Annotated in this window: 18 protein-coding genes; 17 read left to right on the top strand and 1 reads right to left on the bottom strand. The window is 62.1% G+C overall.

The features are described from left to right. Positions 1–72: 72 nt before the first annotated feature. Both ACEN8U_RS28595 and ACEN8U_RS28590 read left to right on the top strand, forming a co-directional pair. Complete coding sequence (locus tag ACEN8U_RS28595) at positions 73–1,353, top strand: dihydroorotase (protein WP_015001842.1); 1,281 nt, start codon at positions 73–75, stop codon at positions 1,351–1,353. A gap of 98 nt (positions 1,354–1,451) precedes the next feature. Next, entirely contained in the window at positions 1,452–2,291 is an 840-nt protein-coding gene (locus ACEN8U_RS28590; RefSeq protein ID WP_310105623.1) for a lysophospholipid acyltransferase family protein, read from the top strand. Positions 2,292–2,318: 27 nt separating this feature from the next. On the opposite strand, the gene ACEN8U_RS28585 is transcribed toward ACEN8U_RS28590, so the two are convergent. Then, entirely contained in the window at positions 2,319–3,203 is an 885-nt protein-coding gene (locus ACEN8U_RS28585; RefSeq protein ID WP_413658210.1) for a symmetrical bis(5'-nucleosyl)-tetraphosphatase, read from the bottom strand. 215 nt (positions 3,204–3,418) lie between these two features. Here ACEN8U_RS28585 and ACEN8U_RS28580 point away from each other — a divergent pair, with 215 nt between their 5' ends. From ACEN8U_RS28580 to ACEN8U_RS28510, 15 genes are all read left to right on the top strand, one after another. Beyond that, the gene (locus tag ACEN8U_RS28580; RefSeq protein ID WP_028362556.1) at positions 3,419–4,330 is read left to right on the top strand and encodes a GDP-mannose 4,6-dehydratase; all 912 of its coding nucleotides are present in this window, start codon (positions 3,419–3,421) and stop codon (positions 4,328–4,330) included. Between the two features lie 441 nt (positions 4,331–4,771). Then, the gene (gene rfbB / locus ACEN8U_RS28575) at positions 4,772–5,833 is read left to right on the top strand and encodes a dTDP-glucose 4,6-dehydratase (RefSeq protein WP_413658208.1); all 1,062 of its coding nucleotides are present in this window, start codon (positions 4,772–4,774) and stop codon (positions 5,831–5,833) included. A 10-nt stretch (positions 5,834–5,843) separates the two neighbouring features. After that, positions 5,844–6,737, top strand: coding sequence for a glucose-1-phosphate thymidylyltransferase RfbA (gene rfbA / locus ACEN8U_RS28570; RefSeq protein WP_013587370.1), 894 nt, complete (start codon positions 5,844–5,846; stop codon positions 6,735–6,737). After that, entirely contained in the window at positions 6,722–7,273 is a 552-nt protein-coding gene (rfbC, locus tag ACEN8U_RS28565) for a dTDP-4-dehydrorhamnose 3,5-epimerase (RefSeq protein ID WP_413658205.1), read from the top strand. The genes rfbA and rfbC overlap by 16 nt, the downstream gene beginning before the upstream one ends. 11 nt (positions 7,274–7,284) lie before the next feature. Then, positions 7,285–8,211, top strand: coding sequence for a dTDP-4-dehydrorhamnose reductase (gene rfbD, locus ACEN8U_RS28560; RefSeq protein ID WP_413658203.1), 927 nt, complete (start codon positions 7,285–7,287; stop codon positions 8,209–8,211). Between the two features lie 334 nt (positions 8,212–8,545). Then, a complete protein-coding gene (locus ACEN8U_RS28555; protein ID WP_413658201.1) occupies positions 8,546–9,964 on the top strand; it encodes a mannose-1-phosphate guanylyltransferase/mannose-6-phosphate isomerase in 1,419 nt (472 codons plus the stop codon). Between the two features lies 1 nt (position 9,965). Continuing rightward, positions 9,966–10,787 (top strand): ABC transporter permease, encoded by an 822-nt coding sequence (locus ACEN8U_RS28550; protein ID WP_013587374.1) that lies wholly within the window; start codon positions 9,966–9,968, stop codon positions 10,785–10,787. A 4-nt stretch (positions 10,788–10,791) separates the two neighbouring features. After that, the gene (locus ACEN8U_RS28545; protein ID WP_413658199.1) at positions 10,792–11,568 is read left to right on the top strand and encodes an ABC transporter ATP-binding protein; all 777 of its coding nucleotides are present in this window, start codon (positions 10,792–10,794) and stop codon (positions 11,566–11,568) included. Positions 11,569–11,806: 238 nt separating this feature from the next. After that, a complete protein-coding gene (locus ACEN8U_RS28540) occupies positions 11,807–13,189 on the top strand; it encodes a phenylacetate--CoA ligase family protein (RefSeq protein WP_413658197.1) in 1,383 nt (460 codons plus the stop codon). Next, positions 13,186–14,787, top strand: coding sequence for a polysaccharide deacetylase (locus ACEN8U_RS28535; protein WP_413658195.1), 1,602 nt, complete (start codon positions 13,186–13,188; stop codon positions 14,785–14,787). The genes ACEN8U_RS28540 and ACEN8U_RS28535 overlap by 4 nt, the downstream gene beginning before the upstream one ends. After that, the gene (gene wecB, locus ACEN8U_RS28530; protein WP_368580758.1) at positions 14,784–15,905 is read left to right on the top strand and encodes a non-hydrolyzing UDP-N-acetylglucosamine 2-epimerase; all 1,122 of its coding nucleotides are present in this window, start codon (positions 14,784–14,786) and stop codon (positions 15,903–15,905) included. Before ACEN8U_RS28535 ends, wecB begins: the two co-directional genes overlap by 4 nt. Beyond that, entirely contained in the window at positions 15,898–17,145 is a 1,248-nt protein-coding gene (locus ACEN8U_RS28525; protein WP_413658193.1) for a glycosyltransferase, read from the top strand. Before wecB ends, ACEN8U_RS28525 begins: the two co-directional genes overlap by 8 nt. A gap of 11 nt (positions 17,146–17,156) precedes the next feature. After that, positions 17,157–18,284, top strand: a complete 1,128-nt coding sequence (locus ACEN8U_RS28520) for a glycosyltransferase (RefSeq protein WP_368580756.1) — start codon at positions 17,157–17,159, stop codon at positions 18,282–18,284. Positions 18,285–18,614: 330 nt separating this feature from the next. Next, a complete protein-coding gene (locus ACEN8U_RS28515) occupies positions 18,615–19,640 on the top strand; it encodes a glycosyltransferase (protein WP_368580755.1) in 1,026 nt (341 codons plus the stop codon). A 20-nt stretch (positions 19,641–19,660) separates the two neighbouring features. Beyond that, positions 19,661–20,800, top strand: a complete 1,140-nt coding sequence (locus tag ACEN8U_RS28510) for an NAD(P)/FAD-dependent oxidoreductase (RefSeq protein WP_413658636.1) — start codon at positions 19,661–19,663, stop codon at positions 20,798–20,800. The last annotated feature ends 28 nt before the right edge of the window (positions 20,801–20,828 follow it).

Raw genomic sequence — 20,828 nt, 5'->3', positions numbered from 1 at the left:
GGCACGAGCCACGCATCCGCGGCAAACCACGCAGAATCTGGCCACGAACCGGCTGAAACACTAAGGCAGCGAATGAAGATCCACATTCAAGGCGGCACGCTGATCGATCCGGCAGCGGGCACCGAACAGCAGCAGGACATTTTTATCGACGCCGGCAAGATCGTCGCGCTCGGCAACGCGCCCGCCGGTTTCGAGGCGACGCAAACCCTCGACGCACGCGGCCTGCACATCGCGCCCGGCCTCGTCGACCTGTCCGCGCGGCTGCGCGAGCCGGGCTACGAACACAAGGCCACGCTCGAATCGGAAATGGCGGCGGCGCTGGCGGGCGGCGTGACGAGCCTCGTGTGTCCGCCGGACACCGACCCGACGCTCGACGAACCCGGTCTCGTCGAAATGCTCAAGTTCCGCGCGCGCAATCTCGATCAGGCGCACGTGTATCCGCTTGGCGCGTTGACGGTCGGGCTCAAAGGCCAGGTCATCACCGAAATGGTGGAGTTGACGGAAGCGGGCTGCATCGGCTTTTCGCAAGCCGACGCGCCGGTGGTCGACACGCAGGTGCTGATGCGCGCGCTGCAATACGCCAAGACCTATGGCTTCACGGTCTGGCTGCGTCCCGTGGACGCGTATCTCGGCAAAGGCGGCGTCGCCGCGAGCGGCGCGCTTGCGTCCCGGCTCGGCCTTTCCGGCGTGCCGGTTGCGGCTGAAACCATCGCGCTGCATACGATTTTCGAGCTCGTACGCGTGACGGGCGCGCGGGTGCACCTGTCGCATGTGTCGTCGGCGGCGGGCATCGCGCTCGTGCGCGCCGCGAAGGCCGAGGGTCTGCCGGTGTCGTGCGACGTCACGGTGAATCACGTGCATCTGATCGACCTCGACATCGGCTACTTCGACGCGCAGTTCCGGCTCGACCCGCCGCTGCGCCAGCAGCGCGATCGCGAAGCGATCCGCGCGGGGCTCGTCGACGGCACGATCGACGCCATCTGCTCGGATCACACGCCCGTCGACGACGACGAAAAGCTGCTGCCGTTCGCCGAGGCCACGCCGGGTGCGACCGGCCTCGAGCTGTTCCTCTCGCTGACGGTGAAGTGGGCCGACGAAGCCGGCTTGCCGCTCGCCAAGGCGCTGAACCGCATTACGGCAGCACCGGCGCAAGTGCTGAATCTCGACGCGGCCGGCCGCGTCGCTGTCGGCAGCGTGGCTGACCTGTGCGTGTTCGACCGCCATGCGCATTGGCGCGTCGAGCCGCGCGCGCTGAAGAGCCAGGGACATAACACGCCGTTCCTCGGTTACGAACTGCCGGCGCGCGTGCGCGCGACCATCGTGTCTGGTCGCGTCGCGTTCGAGCAAGGCTGAGCGCCACGGCTCGATTCACGGCGCCGCGCATGGATCCACATCGACCCGCATCGGCCCGGCATCGAGCCCGCATTGACCTGACAGGAAAAGCTCCGACCATGAAGCTCGCGTTACGCAAAGCCCGTCTCATCGCGCATCTGCTGCACGGCATGTGGATCGTTGCCACGCGTTTCCCGAAAGCCGATGCAAACCGCCGTCACGCGCTCAATCGCGCATGGTCGCTGAAAATGCTGCGCCTGTGCGGCATGCGCCTTGTTGTGCATAACGACGGCGCGCGGCTCGACCGCGGCGCGCTCGTGGTGGCCAATCATATTTCGTGGATCGACATCTACGTGATCAATGCGTGGCGGCCGACGCCGTTCGTGTCCAAGGCGGAAATCCGCCAATGGCCCCTGGTCGGCTGGCTCGCGCAGCAGCTGGATACGGTGTTCATCCAGCGCGAAAAGCGCAGCGACGCGAAGCGGATCATGCACGAATTGTCCGATCGGCTGGGCGCTGGCGAATTGATGTGCGTGTTCCCGGAGGGCACGACGTCGAACGGTCTCGCGCTGCTGCCGTTTCACGCAAACATGTTCCAGGCGGCGGTCTCGGCGTCCGTGCCGGTGCAGCCGCTGTGCATCATGTATGAGGACGCGCAGGGCCGGCAGTCTACGGCGCCGGCCTATATCGACGATCTGTCGCTCGCCGACTCGTTGAATCTGCTGCTGCGCGGCGGACCGTTGACCGCTCATGTCTACGTGTGCGGGCCGCTCGCGCCCGGCGCGGACCGGCGCGCGTTGGCCGCGGAAGCGCAGGGCGTGATTGCGGCGGCGCTGCGCGAAATGCAGGGCGGCACGGCGGCGAGCGGCGCGCTGGTCGTGGAGCAGATGGACGCGTCGCCGGCCAGCGAGACGCTTGTCGAACCGGTCGACCAATCGGGCCGTTCGCCGAGCGTCTGAGCGTCTGGCCTTCTTCAGACAGCGGAGTTAATTCCCGCCGCGCGCGCGGCAGTTGTCGCATTCCACCTGAGTCAACGTGCGCTCCGCGGGATTGTCCGCGAGCCGGACCGCCGACAGTTTTTCGCCCCAGACGCAGCCCGAGTCGAGCCCGATCAGGTTGTCGCGCAACATCAAGCCGAGCGCGGCCCAATGGCCGAACACCACGGTCACGTCGGCGGTCTTGCGCCACGGCACGTCGAACCACGGCATGCAGCCCGGCGGCGCGGCGTTCAGGCCGCCGCTGCTGCTGAAGTCCATCGCGCCTTCGGCATTGCAAAAGCGAACGCGCGTCAACGCGCTGCACGTCACGCGCAGCCGCTCGATGCCCTTCAGGCTCGGCGTCCATAAGCTCGGTTCGTTGCCGTACAGGCCCGCCAGCGTTTCTTTCCAGTTGGGCGCGCGCAGGGCACGCTGGAGTTCGTCGGCGAGTTCGAGGGTCAGGTTCACGTCCCATTGCGGCACCACGCCCGCGTGCACCATCAGCATGCCGTTTTCGTAATGCGCGATCGGGCGATGGCGCACCCATTCGAGCAGGTCCGCGGCGTCGGGCGCTGAGAGAATTTCGTCGATCGTGTCGCCTTTTTTCGACTTGCGAATGCCCGCAGACACCGACAGCAGATGCAGGTCATGGTTGCCGAGCACCGGCACCGCACGCTCGCCGAGCGCGATGATGTCGCGCAGCGTGGCCAGCGATTCGGCGCCGCGGTTGATCAGATCGCCCGCGAACCACAGCGGCGTGCCGGCAGGCGGCGCGGCCTTGGCGAGCAGTCGCTGGAACGGCGTGCGGCAGCCTTGCAGATCGCCGAACGCGAGAGGTGCCGGGCGTTGCGGCGAGTTGAGGGAGGCGGATGAAGGCGCGGTGGACGGTGTCATCGACAGAATTGGGGCGGTTCGATACACGCGGCGGCGCACGTCGCGTGCCGCGTTGGGGCGGTGCAGCAAAAGAGCGTGACATAATAGCCCGTTTGCAGCGCCCGCATCGCGCCATGCCAACGTGGCGGCGCGTGAGGCGTTCGCGCGGCGGTCCAGAGTGAACGACCGGCGCAATATTGCATCACAGCAGGATGATCCTCGTGAACGGAGAAAGCATGTCGTCTTTCCATGCGAAGCAACCCGTCCGCACGCTCGTCACCGGGGCGAGCGGCTTTACCGGCCGCTATCTGGTGGACAATCTGCTCGATCGCGGCCATACCGTGATCGAAACATTCGCCGGCCGCGACGAAGGCGAAACGCCCACGCGCCTGAGGCTCGACATTACGTCGCCGGAAAACTGCCGGCGCGTCATTGAAGCCGTGCGGCCGGATTACATCGTGCATCTTGCTGCGATCAGCTTTGTCGGCCACGACGATCCGCTCGACTTTTACCGCGTCAACGTGATCGGCACGCTGAACCTGCTCGAGGCCTGCGCCGCGACGGGCCACACGCCGCGCAAGGTGCTGATTGCGAGCAGCGCGAACGTGTACGGCAACGTGACGAGCGATGCGATCGACGAAACGTTCCCGCTCACGCCGGTCAATCACTACGCTGCCAGCAAGGCGGCCATGGAAACGATGGTGCACACGTGGTTCGACCGGCTGCCTATCCTGATCGTGCGGCCCTTCAACTACACGGGCCGCGGCCAGGCGTCGAACTTCCTCGTGCCGAAGATCGTCGAGCATTTCGCGCGCCGGGAGCCGTCCATCGAGTTGGGCAATATCGACGTCGCGCGTGATTTCTCCGACGTGCGTTATGTGGCGCGCGCTTACGAAGCGTTGCTGGATTCCGATGCGACGGCGGAGACGGTGAACGTCTGCACGGGCACGCCCTATACGCTGCGCGAGATCCTGTCCGCCGCCAGCGATCTGACGGGGCATAAGCTGCAAGTGCATGTGAATCCCGCCTTCGTCCGGCAGACCGATGTGAAGGTCCTCGCCGGCTCGCCCGCGAAGCTGCGCTCGCTGGTGCCGGAGGTGCGGGCTATTCCGTTCATCGATACGCTGCGCTGGATGCTCGCGGCCTGAGGCGCGGCGGCGGGCGCTTTTGCCTGTCGCGTCTTCATTCCTTCCCTTGGCGCGGGCAGCGGCGGCGAGCCGCGCCCGCGAACCTGTCATTTCCCCTCCTACGGGGCCTTTCCCGTCGGCGCCGCGGGCGGGCCGGAAGCTGGATCTCTGCGCCGTCTGACGCCTTTTCGAACGGGCGTCTGCGATCCATTGCGCATGAAGCGCTCGCCTGCAAATCGGCAAATTGCACCCGAAAACGGAATTGTCAAGCTGTTTCAAGTTGTTAGGGTTCTAGTTTTTGTTCCGTGCGGCTTTATAATCTCAGGTTCATAAGATTGGCGTCTGAGCGTCTGCGTGCCGTGCGCAAGCCGCGCGCGCCGAAATAATCGGACTTCACAACGCGTGGCGAGCGGGTCGGCAGAGCAATGCCGGGGCTGCCGCCGACATCTGGAAGGGAATTTCATGATTCTGGTAACGGGCGGTGCCGGCTTTATCGGCGCCAATTTCGTGCTCGACTGGCTGAACACGTCGGACGAAGCGGTGCTGAATGTTGACAAGCTGACCTATGCCGGCAATCTCGGCACGCTCAAGTCGCAGCAGGGCAATCCGAAGCATGTGTTCGTGCGCGCGGACATTTGCGACCGCGCCGCTATGGACGCGCTCTTTGCCGAGCACAAGCCGCGCGCCGTGCTGCACTTCGCCGCTGAAAGCCACGTGGACCGCTCGATTCACGGCCCGGCCGATTTCGTGCAAACCAATGTGGTCGGCACGTTCACGCTGCTGGAAGCCGCACGAACCTACTGGAATACGCTCGGCGAAGCCGAGAAGGCCGCGTTCCGCTTCCTGCATGTCTCGACCGACGAAGTCTTCGGCTCGCTTTCCGCGACCGATCCGCAATTCTCCGAAACCACGCCGTACGCGCCGAATAGCCCGTACTCGGCAACCAAGGCGGGTTCGGATCACCTGGTGCGCGCATACCATCACACGTACGGCCTGCCGGTGCTCACCACGAACTGCTCGAACAACTACGGTCCGTACCAGTTCCCCGAAAAGCTGATTCCGCTGATGATCTCAAACGCACTTGGCGGCAAGCCGCTGCCGGTGTACGGCGACGGTCAGAACGTGCGTGACTGGCTGTATGTGGGCGACCATTGCAGCGCAATCCGCGAAGTGCTCGCGCGCGGCGTGCCGGGCGAGACGTACAACGTGGGCGGCTGGAACGAGAAGAAGAACCTCGAAGTCGTGCACACGCTGTGCGATCTGCTCGACAAGTTGCAGCCTAAGGCAGGCGGTTCCTACCGCGATCAGATCACTTACGTGAAGGATCGCCCGGGCCACGACCGACGTTATGCAATCGACGCGCGCAAACTCGAGCGTGAGCTCGGCTGGAAGCCGGCGGAGACGTTCGAGACGGGTCTGGCCAAGACGGTTCAGTGGTATCTGGATAATCAGGCGTGGTCTGACGAAGTGGCTTCCGGCGAGTATCGGAAGTGGGTTGAGACCAACTACGCGCAGCGCGCGTAAGGGCACGGCCATGGCGCGCAAAGGCATTATTCTCGCGGGCGGCTCGGGCACGCGGCTCTATCCGATCACGCATGTCGTCTCCAAGCAGCTGCTGCCGGTTTACGACAAGCCGATGATCTACTACCCGCTCTCCACGCTGATGGTGGCGGGCATTCGCGACGTGCTGATTATCTCCACTCCGCAGGACACGCCGCGCTTCGAAGCCATGCTCGGCGACGGCAGCCAGTGGGGCATGAACATTCAGTACGCGGTTCAGCCTTCGCCGGATGGCCTCGCGCAGGCGTTCATTATCGGGCGTGAGTTCGTGGGCAATGATCCGTCGGCGCTCATTCTCGGCGACAACATTTTCTACGGCCACGACCTCGCGAAGCAGCTGGAGCGCGCGAACAATCAGGCCGAAGGCGCGACCGTGTTCGCTTACCACGTGCACGATCCGGAGCGCTACGGCGTGGTCGAGTTCGACCAGCAGTTCCGTGCATTGTCGATCGAGGAAAAGCCCGCCAAACCGCGTTCGAATTATGCGGTCACGGGTCTGTACTTCTACGACAAGCAGGTCTGCGACATCGCGGCGGACATCAAGCCGTCGCCGCGCGGCGAGCTGGAAATTACCGACGTCAATTCGCGGTATCTGGCCAACGCCGCGCTGAATGTCGAGATCATGGGACGCGGCTATGCGTGGCTCGACACGGGCACGCATGATTCGCTGATCGAAGCCGCCACCTTCATCGCGACCTTGCAGAAGCGCCAGGGTCTCGTGGTTGCCTGTCCCGAGGAAATCGCGTACCGCCAGCACTGGATCGGCGCCGAGCAGTTGCTCGAACTCGCCGCGCCGCTCGCGAAGAACGCCTACGGCAAGTATCTGCAAAACATTCTTACGGACCAAGTTGCATGGCCATCCAAGTAACCGCTACGGCGCTGCCTGAAGTCAAGATCATCGAGCCGAAGGTATTCGGCGATGCGCGCGGCTATTTCTACGAGAGCTTTAACGCCGTGGAATTCGCGGAGCACGTCGAGGCCGGCGTGACGTTCGTGCAGGACAATCATTCGCGCTCGGCGAAGGGCGTGCTGCGGGGTTTGCACTATCAGATCCAGCATGCGCAGGGGAAACTCGTGCGCGTGGTTGAGGGTGAAGTGTTCGACGTTGCCGTGGATATCCGCAAGAGTTCGCCGAATTTTGGGAAGTGGGTGGGCGTGACGCTGTCGGTGGAGAATCATCGGCAGTTGTGGGTGCCGCCCGGTTTCGCGCATGGTTTTGTGGTGCTGTCTGAATCCGCGCAGTTCCTTTATAAGACAACCGACTACTGGTTTCCGGAGCACGAACGCAGCATTGTGTGGAACGATCCGGAGATTGGTATCGAGTGGCCGATTGATTTCGAGCCGCTGCTGGCGGCGAAGGATGCGACGGGAAAGCGGTTGGGTGACGCCGAAGTCTACGCATAAGGGGTCGCGGCATGAGCGCACACGAAGGCAAGCGGACAATTCTCGTCACGGGTGTCAACGGTCAGGTTGGCTATGAACTCGCGCGCACCCTGCAAGGGCTCGGGCGCGTCGTCGCGGTGGATCGGTCGACGCTGGACCTCGCGAACCTCGATCAGATCCGCGCGGTGGTTCGCGATGTAAAGCCCGCGCTGATCGTCAATCCCGCCGCCTACACGGCGGTCGAGAAGGCGGAACAGGAACCCGAGCTTGCCATGCGCATCAACGGCGAAGCACCGGGCGTGCTCGCCGAAGAAGCAAAGAAGCTGGGTGCGGCGTTGATCCACTATTCGACAGACTATGTGTTCGACGGCGAGAAGCAGGATGCTTATGTCGAAAGCGATCCTACCAATCCGCAGAACGCGTATGGCCGCACCAAGCTGGCAGGGGAACGGGCCATCGCGGCCACTGGCGTCGATCACCTGGTGCTGCGCACCAGCTGGGTCTACGGCACGCGCGGCAAAAACTTTTTGCTCACCATGCTGCGCCTCGGCGCTGATCGACCTGAGCTGAAGGTCGTCGCAGACCAGTTCGGTGCGCCCACCTGGTGCAACACGATTGCGACACTCACTGCGCATATCGCGGCGCAGTCGTTTGCGGCCCCCGACGCGAACTCGTGGTGGCAGGAGCGCTCCGGCGTTTATCACCTATGCGCCGCCGACTCCACGTCCTGGCACGGGTTTGCATCCGCTATTTTCGAGCTTGCAGATTTGCCGAATCGACCCAGTGCGTTGCCGATCCCCGCAGCGGAGTATCCGACTCCGGCGAAGCGCCCGTCCAATTCGCGCATGTCGAACGCAAAGCTCGCTCAGGTATTCGGACTCGCAGCGCCGCATTGGCGCGAAGCACTGAGGTTGTGCCTGACGGACGGGTTCCCAAAGTCGCCCGCCGCGCGCGTTTAAGTACGTTATCCGCGACAGCCGGCGCAACTTACGCGAATGCGAGGCTCCTACCTGTTGTCCGGCGGGCGTGTTGCCCGGGCCGCGTGGGCTGACGATGCTGAAAGGGGGCAAGGGTAGAATGTTGATGTCCCTTGACGCGTGCTCTGCTCACGGCAACCGCACTGCGCTTTTTCATGCCGTGGCGCGAAACGCGTGAAACGCCGCAACAAGACATGCCGCTCACATTGCCTGCCCTGTGCATTGTGTCGGTTTCCGCTGACTGCGGTGGCGCAAACTTCGGCGCATGCGCGCCAAGAAGCGGTCAAGTCATAAATTCGGTACTGAAGGGGAGCCTGTGAGTTTGTTGCCGATTATTCTGTGTGGCGGGGCGGGTTCAAGACTTTGGCCGGTCTCGCGCGAGTCGCACCCCAAGCCGTTCATCCGTCTCGCGGATGGCGAGAGCCTTTTGCAGAAAGCTTTTCTGCGCGCCGTCGCGTTGGCCGGCGTGAAGGAAGTGCTGACGGTAACCAATCGAGAGCTGTTCTTCAAAACGGAAGACGACTTTCGCGAAGTGAACAAGAAGGGCAACGCAACCTCGTTCATTCTCGAGCCGTTTGGCCGTAACACGGCAGCTGCTGTCGCGACGGCGGCGCTGCATACGGCGAAAGCGCACGGCGATCAAACGGTCATGCTGGTGCTGGCCGCCGACCATTTGATTGCCGATCAGGCAGCATTCGCCAAAGCCGTGGTGGCAGCGCAAAAGCTTGCTGAGGCCGGCAAGGTGGTTACGTTTGGCGTGCAGCCTCAGACGCCCGAGACCGGATATGGCTATATCGAGGCCGATGGCGAGAAGGTCGTGCGCTTTGTCGAAAAACCGTCGCTTGAGAAAGCGTGCGAGTATCTCGCGTCCGGCAAGTTCCTGTGGAACTCGGGCATGTTTTGTTTCACCGCGCGCACGATCCTCAAGGAGATGCAGCAGCACTGCCCCGAGATACTGGCTGCCGCAGCGGAGTGCATGAAGATATCGCCGTCGGCGCAAGGCCCGGACGGCGCCGCGCAAATCCGGCTCGAACCAGGCTGTTTCGGCGCGGTGCCCGACGTCTCGTTCGACTACGCGGTGATGGAGAAGTGTGCGCATGCTGCCGTGGTGCGTTGCGATATCGGCTGGACCGACGTCGGTTCCTGGACGGCGCTGAGCGATCTTTCGCCGCCAGACGCGAGCGGCAACCGTGTGGAAGGCGAGGCGCTGCTCTTCGACGTGAAGAACTGCTACTTGCGCGGGGGCGATCGTCTGATCGGCGCAGTCGGCGTCGAGAATCTGATCGTCATCGACACGCCGGACGCGCTGCTGCTCGCAAGCAAAGATCGCGCGCAGGACGTGAAGCAGATCTTCGCGGAACTGAAGGCGCGTGGTCACGAAGCATACAAGGTGCATCGCACGGTGCACCGGCCTTGGGGCACTTACTCCGTGCTCGAGGAAGGCCCGCGCTTCAAGATCAAGCGCATCGAAGTGAAACCCGGGGCGAGCCTCAGCTTGCAGATGCATCACCACCGCAACGAACACTGGGTCGTGGTGAGCGGCATGGCCAAGGTCGTCAACGGGGAGAAGGAATTCTTTGTGTCGACCAACGAGTCCACCTATATTCCGGCGGGTCACAAACACCGCCTCGAAAATCCGGGAGTCGTCGAGCTCGTGATGATCGAAGTACAAAGCGGCGAATATCTGGGTGAAGACGATATCGTCCGCTTTGAAGACATTTACGGACGTACTTGAGATGGACATCACTTTTATCAACGACAGTAGTGAAGATCTGACGCGGCATACGCAGAACGACGATCTGATCGTCGGCATGAAGTCCGTGCGGGTGTGGGGCACACTCGGCTGGCATGACATCCGTCAGCGCTATCGCCGCTCCGTGCTGGGGCCGTTCTGGTTTACGTTGAGCACGATCATCATGGTGGTCGTGCTTGGTGCACTCTATTCCACGCTTTTGCATCAGGAGATCTCTGACTACCTCCCGTACCTCGCGGTCGGTCTCGTTGTGTGGGCCTATCTCGCTTCCGTCGCCAATGAAGGCTGTCTGGCGTTCATTGGCGCTGCTTATCTGATCAAGCAGATCCGATTGCCGCTTACTGTGCATGTATGTCGGATCGCCTGGCGCAACTTCGTGATCCTGTTGCACAGCCTGCCGGTGGTTGTAGTGTTGCTGTTCGCTTTCGGGCGCTGGCCCGGCTGGGAATTTTTGCTCGTGCCGTTCGCGCTGGGCATTCTGCTGCTGCATGGCGTGTGGCTCGGCGTCACACTGGGCGTGTTGTGCGCCCGCTTTCGGGACATTCCACCAATCGTCACCAATCTGATTCAGGTCGTGTTCTTTTTCACGCCGGTCATGTGGTCGCCGGAAATTCTCAAGGAACGCGGCTGGGTCGCCGACTACAACCCGCTTTACCACCTCATTGAAACCGTCCGCGCGCCGCTCACCGGGCGCCCGACGCATTGGGAGTCGTGGGCCTGGTCTATCGGCCTGTTGATCGTCGGCTTTGCATTTGCACAATTGCTGATGAAGCGTTTCCGTAATCGCGTTCCTTACTGGCTTTGATATTGTGAGTTCTTCCTCAATCGTCGCTCGTAACATCTCCGTCGAATTTCCGATCTACGAGAACTCGCATCGCTCGCTAAAAAAAGCGGTGCTCAACCTCACGACGGGTGGCCGCATCGGTCAGGACGCAGGGCGCCATGCGATCGTCAAGGCGATCGACGACCTCTCCTTCAGCTTTACGGAAGGCGATCGTGTGGGCCTCGTCGGTCACAACGGCTCGGGCAAGACCACGCTTTTGCGCACGCTGTCCGGCGTCTACGCGCCGGTGCGCGGCGAGTTGAAAGTGCACGGCAAGATCGCGTCGCTGCTCGATGTTTCGATGGGTCTGGATCCTGACGCCACTGGCTTCGAAAACATTTATTTGCGCGGCATTCTGGACGGCCTGAAGCCAGCCCGCATCCGCAGCAAGATTGACGAGATCGCGGATTTCAGCGAACTCGGCGACTACCTGAACCTGCCGGTGCGCACGTATTCGAGCGGCATGATGTTGCGCCTCGCGTTCGCTATTTCGACGAGCGTGGAAGCCGACATCCTCATCATGGACGAGTGGCTGAGCGTGGGTGACGCCGAGTTCAGCATCAAGGCGGCAGAGCGTCTGGAAAGTCTTGTCGGCAAGGCGTCGGTGCTGGTCGTCGCGTCACACGATCCGTCGCTCGTGGCACGCGTGTGCAATCGCAAGATTTCGATGGAGCACGGCCGGATGATCGCGGATGAACCCGTGGCTCCGCCGGTCGAGAGCGAGGGGCCGCTCGTCAGCCACACCGCGCAGTTGCCGCATTGACGCTTGGCCAAGAACCGGCTTTGCGGCTGTAGCGGGTCGTCGAGGGTTCTCCGCCGCTGCGTCGCATACCACGAGTCAGAGAACGCGGAGCGCGCGAGGGGCTCAACGTCCGCGCGTCCCCATTTCGGGCAGAGCATCGCGCTCAATCTAATTCATGCCGCTCAGCGCCAGCGAAACTCTCGCGGCGCATCCGGCGGCAGTAGTCAGGCGCAAGAGAGGCGCAACAAGGTTCGAAATCATGCGAGCTAACCATCCATTCCTGCGTTATTCCGAATCCCTCTTCGTACGTCAGCCGTTTCGCACGCTAAAGGGTTTTGCGGGCGGGTACATCGCCTATCCGATTGCCGAGAGTCGCGAAAAGCGCAGCGTGCGCCCGAAGATGCAGGAACTGCGCGAGCATTACAGGCTTCCCATGCCGCATCGCCGGCGTATCGCCTTGGAACGCCTTGTGGGCATGCTCGAATTCGCTGGCGCCAATGTGCCGTATTACCACGACCTGTTCAAGGCAAAGCAGTTCGACCCGGCGAGGGTCAAGCAGGATCCGCGCTATCTCGAAGAGCTTCCGTATCTGACAAAGGACATCATCCGCGAACAGGGCCCCCGGCTTCTATCCGGGCCGCTCGAGGCGGGCAGGCATCACGCGTGCAAGACCGGCGGCTCGACCGGTTTGTCGACCACGATCTACTACGATCAGGAGGGAGCCGATTATTCCTCAGCGGTGACGAATTACTGTCGCGAGCGCATCGGCAAACTGCGCCATCGGTCGGAGCTTCACTTTGCCTGCCGATTCCCCGACCAGGCGATTCCCGAATGGCCGTCGCGCGAAGATTTCAAATGCTTTGCGATGAACCGCAGCAATATCTTCTTCGACCGCATCGACGATCAGGGTCTGGAGGAAATGTGGCGCACATTGAAGCGGCGCAAGCCGTACCTCGCGCATTCGCATCCTTCCACGATGTACGCGCTCGCCTGCTATGTGCAGCGCAAATATGGCGGCGGCAAGGCATTTCAGGTGTTCGAGTCGAGCGGAGAATTGCTTGAGCCACATGCGCGCGAAATGATCGCGTCGGCGCTGCGCTGTCGCGTGATCGACCGTTACGGCCTCGCCGAACTTGGCGTCATGGCCTATGAACTGGACGGTCACGAGGGCGGCTTCCAGATTCTCGAATCCGAAGGATGGCCGGAAAGCCGGGTCTCCGAGGGCAATCCGGACGGTACGCACGAACTTGTGTTCACGGGCTTTCGCAACAAGCTCATGCCGCTCATCCGCTATGCGACGGGCGACAATGCGCGCGTGCAGGAAACGGAGAAGGGATTTTTTCTGACTGATGTGGTGGGCCGCATTCATGACGTCGTGCCGATCAACGGTGTCGCGCATCCTACGCACCATATTCAGGACATGCTGGATCATCGCGTTGGCGGCATTCAAGAGTTTCAGATCGATCTCCGTACTTCGCCGCCTACGTTGCGAATCGTGCTGGAACCCCACGCGAATGCAGAAGAAACGACCGCCAAACTGCGGCATTTCTGGCAGGACGCGTTCACGATCGCCTATGTTGGGCATGACGATTTCGTGCGCGTCGGCAGCCGCGCTAAATTCCGTCATGTGGTGACGGCATGATCGGCGTTCTTTCGTCCAACGCGTCCGCTGTGGCCGGCCGCTTGGCGCTGGCAGCCGTGCAGCGTTCGGTCAGTGCAAGCCAGGTGCAGCCCATTTCGCGCAGCATGTTGCGCGAGATGGCGCCTGACATTGTGGTGGCCGTGGACACCCCCGACGGTTGGAGCGCCGACCTGATCGCGTGGTTGCGCGCCCGTCCTCGCAAGCTCCTGGTGTTCGGCAATGTGCCGATCGCGCTCGCCGATTATCTCGGCTATCAACGAGCAGATTTCAACGCCGATCTTGCCGCTACAAGCTGCAGCGAACCCGCACCGTCGGGCGAAACGCGCGAGAGCGCGGCGGCTGTGCGCTACGGTGCACTGGCGCACACGATCGGCGGCAGCACGTGGCATCGTCCGTTCGAGCGTTTCGATTTCGCCGACGAGTGGAACAATCTGGGTTTCGGCGCGATCCGTGGCGACGGCTCGATCTGGGCGGTCGGCAAGCCGGTGCAGGTGCCTGCCGAGGCTGAGATTGCAGCGGTCTGCGTGGGCCGTGAGCGGCAGTTTTCATACGCTGCGCTGTCGGATGCAGACGCGTCGAGCGTGTTGTGGTTTAACCGGCCGGTTGGTCCCTGTGATTCGTTCGAATGGCGCCTGGTCGAGAACTTTCTTTCGGGCTATCGGGCGCAGGACCTGCTGCCCTGTCAGCCGGTGCTGAGCGAACTGCCTTGCGGCTACGACGCGGCGATTACTTCGCGCCTTGACTGCGATGAAGGTGTTGAATCCGCACGTCCGCTCTGGCAGGCATATCAACGTCTGAGCGTGCCGTTCACGCTCGCCGTCCATACGCAAAACCTGAACCGGCCGGAGCAGCACGGCATTCTGCGCGAGCTTCTGGCGGACAGGACACAGGCCGCAGTGCTTTCTCACACGGCGACGCACGCGCCGAACTGGGGCGGCACGTATGACAACGCGGTGGCGGAAGGCATGCAGTCGGCGGCCTTGCTCGAGGCGGCCACGGGCGTGCCTGTGCGCTATGCCGTCTCGCCGTTTCATCAGTCGCCGCCGTACGCAATGCGCGGTCTCGCGGATGCGGGTTACGAAGGTTGCATCGGCGGAATCATCTGCAACGACCCCGAGTTTCTGACGGCTCGTGGCGGCGTCCTGGCGGGCATGCCTGCGGGTTTCGTCGCGCATAGCCAGCAGTGCATGCTGCATGGCGACTGCATGTTGAACGACGGCGATTCGCTCGCCGTCTTCAAGCAGGCTTTCGACTATGCCTATGCGACCAATACATTGTTCGGGTATCTCGACCATCCGTTTTCCGAACGCTATACCTATGGCTGGACGGACGAGGCACAGCGTGTCGACGCTCATGAGAAGTTCATCGCATACATCAGAAGCAAGGCACAAAAGCCGCTCTTTTTGCATGAAGAAGCGGCGCTCGATTTTCTCAAGTTCAGGTCGCTTGCGCAGATTGCTGGCGACAACGGCGGGTTTTGCGTCTTGACGCCGGGCGATAGCGAAGCGGCACCAGCGCGGGCCTCGACGCCCTTGAAGCTCGGCGTCGAATTCCGCGGCGCGCGCCTGCCGGTCAAACCGGGGAAGCCACTGCAATGAAAGTCATGGTGGTGATGGGCACGCGGCCCGAGGTGATCAAGCTTGCGCCGGTCGTTCGCGCATTGCGGGCGGAATTCGAGACGGTGGTTTGCGCGAGCGGCCAGCACAAGGACATGGCCGCCCAGGCGCTCGCTTTCTTCGGCATCGAACCCGACCTCACGCTCGACACGATGAGCGCCGGACAATCCCTCAATGCGCTGTCCTCGCGCCTCCTTGGGGCGCTGGACCGCGCCCTCGACGAAGTGCGGCCTGACTGGGTCATTGTGCAAGGCGACACGACCACGGCTTTTTGCGCGGCCCTCGCAGCGTTTCATCGCGGGATTGCCGTTGGTCACGTTGAAGCCGGCCTGCGCACCGGCGACCTGACGAGCCCCTTCCCTGAGGAGGCGAATCGTAGCTTGATCGGCCGCATTGCGACGCTGCATTTTGCGCCGACTGAACTGGCACGCCGGCATCTCGTCGCCGAGGGCATTGCAGCGGAAAAAATCGTGGTCACAGGCAACACCGTTGTGGACGCGATTGCGGAGGTCCGGCAAAGCTGGACCAGGACGCCGCCAAGTGCTCCGCTACCCGAATGGCATGGTCCCGAGGACGAGCACATTCTCGTCACATGCCACAGGCGTGAAAACTTTGGCGATGTTCTGCAGGACATCTGCCGCGTGCTGCGCGATCTTTGCCAGCGCTATAGCAATTACCGCTGGGTGTTTCCCGTGCACCTGAATCCCGCCGTGCGCGGTCCCGTGCATCGCGAGCTGGACGGTATTGCGAACCTTGCGCTGATCGAACCGGTCGACTATCCGACAAGCCTGTATCTGATCAGCCGAAGCGCGGTTGTGGTCAGCGATTCTGGCGGCATTCAGGAAGAAGCGCCGACCTTCGGTGTACCGGTCGTCGTGATGCGCAATCACACCGAACGCCGCGAAGGCGTCGACGCCGGCTTTGCGACGCTGGCCGGCCAGGCGCCGGAGAACATTGAAAGCGCGGTGGCGAACTGGCTCGACTATCCTGCGCGCCGCGAGGCGCTTCGCCATCGCGCGAATCCGTATGGTGACGGGCTGGCTTCGCGCCGTATCGTGGAAAGCCTGCTTGGGCGACCGGTCGAGGTGTTCATTGGTTGACGGCAAGGATGCAATGTTGGCCGCGCACGACTGCGTGCTCTTTTCGACCGCGGACTGGGACGAACCATACTGGACGAACAAACAACATACGGCGAGCATTCTGGCTGCGCGCGGCTGGCGGATCCTGTATGTGGAGAGCGTCGGCTTCCGTTCGCCGAAGGTGGGCAGCGGCCGCGACTGGGCGCGACTGTGGCGGCGCTTGTGGCGAGGCGTGCAGTCGCTCGTGCTCGGGCCGCCGCGGCGCGCTGCAAACGTCTGGGTCCTCTCGCCGTTGATGGTGCCGGCAGGGCATCACCTGCCGTTCGTGCGCTCGCTGAACCAGGCGCTGCTGCGCTTTTCGGTTGCGCGCTTCGCGAAAGCACACACGTTCAAAGAGCCGGTCGTGTGGACATATCACCCGTACATGCTCGACTCGATCTCGACGTTGCCGCGCGGACCACTCGTCTACCACTGCGTTGACGACATTGCGGCGATTCCCGGCGTCGACGTGAACGCGTTTCGCAGCGCGCAGCAGGCGCTGCTCGGTCAATGCGAGGCGGTGTTCACGACGGCGATGTCGTTAAAGGAAGTGTGCCTGCCGTTTAACCGAAACACGCATTTTTTCGGCAATGTGGTCGACGATGCGCATTTCGGCGAGGCCCGCGCCGATGGTCCGGTGCCTGCCGAACTGGCCGCCATTCCCGAGCCGCGGCTCGTCTATCATGGTGTGCTGTCCGACTTCAAGGTCGACTTTCCGCTCCTGATGCAGACTGCGCAGGCGCGTCCGCAGTGGCAGTGGGTGATCATCGGCGAGGAGCGGGAAGGGCAGCGTAGCGAATTGCTCGCGCAACTCTCGCGCCTGCCAAATGTGCACCTGCTCGGCTATCGCAACTATCAGTCGCTCCCGCAGTATTTGCGCGGCATGCGCGTCGGCGTGCTGCCGACCTTGCTCAACGAGTACACCCGCTCGATGTTTCCGATGAAGTTCTACGAATATCTCGCCGCGGGCCTGCCTGTCGTGTCCACCCCGCTCGACTTCGCGAAGGAGCCGCGCGCCGGTCTGGAAGTGGGCGGCGACGCCGATGCATTCATTGCCGCCATCGAAAAACAGTTGGCGCGCGGCAAGCTCACCGCCTCGGAGGCGGTCGCGGCGGTCGGCGAGAACACGTGGGAACGCAGGCTGGACAAAATGCTCGCGATCACGTTCCAGGGCCGTGCGCCGGGCGACGGCCGGCCCGCTTCGCTGGACGCTGCCGCGTGAGTAATGACCGCATGAAAGTCCTGCATATCTACCGCACGTATTTTCCCGACCCCCCGGGCGGTCTTCAGGAGGCTATCCGTCAGATTAGCCTGTCGACGCGTGCATGCGGCGTGGAGCCTGGAATCTTCACGCTGTCGCCGAATCCAGTGCCCCGCCAGGTGCGGTTTCCCGAGGGCATTGTGACGCGTTCGCGCTCGTGGGCGGCACCGGCTTCCTGCGACCTGGGTGGGCTGGAGTCGCTACGACAATACAGGGCACAGGCGGAATCGGCCGATATCCTCCATTTCCACTTTCCGTGGCCGTTCGCCGACGTGCTGCATCTGCTCGGGCGGGTGAAAAAGCCCGCCGTGATGACGTATCACTCGGACGTGGTGCGCCAGCGTGCGCTGGGTTACGTATACGGACCGCTGATGCGCTCGACCTTGCGCTCCATGTCGGCGGTGGTGGCGACGTCGGCCGTCTATGCGCAAAGCAGCCCGGTTCTGACGAGCGTCGTGGATAAACGGCGCCTCAAGGCTATCCCGCTCGGGATCATCGATTACCGCGATGATCCCGTGCTCGGCCGTTTCTCGCCTCGCTGTCTGGACCGTCTGCAACTCGGCGACGAACCTTACGTGCTCGCGCTCGGGGTTCTGCGGTACTACAAGGGACTGCATACGTTGATCGAAGCGGCGCCGTCGATCGCATCGAAGATTGTCATTGCTGGGTCGGGACCGGAGATGGAGCGGCTTACCGCGCTTGCGCGCGAAGTCGGCGCAAACAACGTGGTGTTTGCCGGGCAGGTGTCGCACGAAGAGAAAGTTGCCTTGCTGAGTGGCTGCCGAGCATTGGCGATGCCGTCGCATTTGCGCTCGGAGGCATTCGGCATGGTGCTGGTCGAGGCGGAAATGTTCGGCAAGCCGATGGTCTGCTGCGAAATGGGCTCGGGCACGTCGTATGTGAATGAGCACGGCGTGACGGGATTTGTCGTGCCGCCCGAGGCGCCGGTGCAGTTTGCGGCCGCGGTCAATGAGCTGGCGAGAGACGAGGCGCTTGCGCGGAAAATGGGGGCGGCGGCGCGTGAACGCTACGAGCGCTTGTTTTCGGGGCCAGCTTTGGGCAATGCGTATCGCGGCCTTTACGAGGAGGTGTTGGGCTAGGACCTGGTGCCCTTCGCGGCTGCGAACTTATCGTGCAAATGAAACAACTTGCCAGAAATAGCTTGTAACGGCATAGTTGGCGCATTTTCCGTGACCTGGCAAGGTTTCAGAAAGGAGTCGCAGCACCCGTGAGGGCGTTGACTCGATAGATGGCTGGACGAAACCGAGTTTCTGGCATCGAAGCTGTTCCTGAGCAAAGGCGACCCGTGACGAGTCGCCAGACGCAGGGCAATCACTGGTCGGACCTTGCCATCTGGATATCGAGGTGCGGCGCACCGGGTATCACAGAGTGGTTTCGGGCAGGCCAGGTCTTTCCCAAGGGGGCAGGTGGTGTTTTTCCCGGTGTTCTTGTCCGTTGTATTTGTCGTTCGTAATCAGGCTCGGGATCTCGAAGCTATCCTGAAAGATGCCGCGGTTGTCATGGCCGATCTCGTCAGCGATTATGAGCTCATCGTGGTGGACAACGCGTCCGATGACGATAGTGTCGCCGTGCTCAAACGGCTGGCGGGAGAGCAGGGCTTGCCGAATTTGCAGGTGTATGCGCTGACAAAGGAAGTCGATTCGGACACCGCGTCTTGGGTAGGCCTCGAAAACGCGCTCGGCGATTTTGTCGCCGTGGTGGATCCGTTGATGGACGACATCGGCTTTTTGCCCACCATGCTCGACAAAGCGGCGAGTGGCGCCGATGTCGTGTTTGCGTCGAACCTGCAGAAGCCGACACAAAGCTGGGCCTACAAAACTTGCCTTGGTGCGTTTAACGCGTTGTACAAATGGTCCAACGGCGTGCATCTGGCAAAAGATGCGCCTCAGTACCGGTTGCTTAGCAAGCGCGTCATCAATTTCATGCTGCAGCATCCCATGCCCGCGCTGACGTACCGCTATCTGCCGGCGACCGGCGGTTTCGCGCGGGCAAATCTCAGCTACAGCGCGCCGCCCAAGGCACCACAGACGAAACGTCTATCGCACAGCATTGATCGCGGCATTCGTCTGCTCGTGTCGACGACGAAGGCGCCAATGCGGCTTGTCACCGCGTTGTCGCTCTTCGGCGCAGTGTCGAACCTGATCTACTCCATTTACGTGATTGCAATCGGGCTGCTGAAGGCCGACGTGGCGCCGGGTTGGGTGACCCTGTCGCTGCAGCAATCCGGCATGTTTTTCCTGATTTCGCTGGTGTTGCTGGTGCTGGGCGAGTACATCCTGCAGATGGCGCGGCTCAGCAACGAAGGTCCTCTCTACCATGTGGCGCAGGAGTTCACGAGCAGCGTCATGACACGCCGCCAGAAGCTGAATATCGAAGACGTCAGGATGCCAGGGCCGCGGGGCGAGCAGGTCAACGACTCTATGCACTCCTCCTAAGCGAACGGGAGGATTGGCTCATGCAAGATGCCGTAGTGATAGGCGGTGGCTTCTACGGAACGGCGATCGCCATCTACCTGATGAAGCAGCGAGGCCTGAAAACGGTGACGCTGATCGAGCGCGAGCCCAAGTTGCTCGCGCGCGCGTCCTACAATAATCAGGCGCGCGTTCACAACGGCTACCACTATCCGCGCAGTTTCACGACCGCCTTTCGCAGCCGTGTAAATCTGCCGCGTTTCGTCCGCGACTTTCCTGAGGTGGTGAAGCGTGACTTCACCAAGGTATACGCGATCGCCAGACGCAATTCGAAGGTGACGGCGAAGCAATTTGAACGCTTTTGCCGTGAAATCGGCGCCAGTCTCGAGCCGGCGCCGCAGCCGGTGCGCGAGTTATTCGAACCGCGGCTGATCGAGCAGGTCTTTCTCGTCGAGGAGTATGCTTTCGACTCGACGAAACTTGCTGAATGGGCGCGGCAGGAACTGGCCGAGTTTGGTGTCGACGTGAGGCTCGGCACGCGCGTCGAAAGTATTCATCGGCGAGGCGAAGGTTTTGCGCTCCAGTGCGACGACGAGAGTCGTTCGACCTTGCATGCAAAATATGTATTTAACTGCACCTACAGTGGTCTGAATCAATTCGCGGGCGACTTTCGCGGCACGCAGACCCAACTGAAGCACGAGATCACGGAGATGGCGCTGGTCGAAACCGTGCCAGAGTTGCGCGACTTCGGCGTGACCGTCATGGACGGCCCATTCTTTTCGATGATGCCGTTTCCCGCGCGCGGGCTTCATACGCTTTCGCATGTGCGCTACACGCCGCATTCAAGCTGGATGGACGCGCCAGGCGCAGATCCCTATGAGCGCCTCGGGGAATACGAACGCGAGAGCCGCGTGGACCGGATGGTGCGGGACGTCGGGCGCTATTTCCCCGCGGTGTGCGATGCGCGCTACATCGAATCGCTCTTCGAGGTCAAAACGGTTCTCGTAAAGAACGAAGGAGACGACGGCCGTCCGATATTGTTCGAACAAGACCCCGCATCGCATGGGCTCTATTCGATTCTGGGCGGCAAGATCGACAACATCTACGATGTGCTTGAGAAGCTGGATGCCGAGACTTTTGTTTCCATTTCCCAAACACCAACCGTACTGGGAACAGATATATGAACGACGCACTGATCGGATATACGGGGTT

Origin of the sequence: Paraburkholderia phenoliruptrix (assembly GCF_047325075.1) — a bacterium.
Lineage (GTDB): Bacteria > Pseudomonadota > Gammaproteobacteria > Burkholderiales > Burkholderiaceae > Paraburkholderia > Paraburkholderia phenoliruptrix.
The sequence above is the reverse complement of the archived record's forward strand: the minus strand, read 5'-3'. Positions and strand labels throughout refer to the sequence as shown.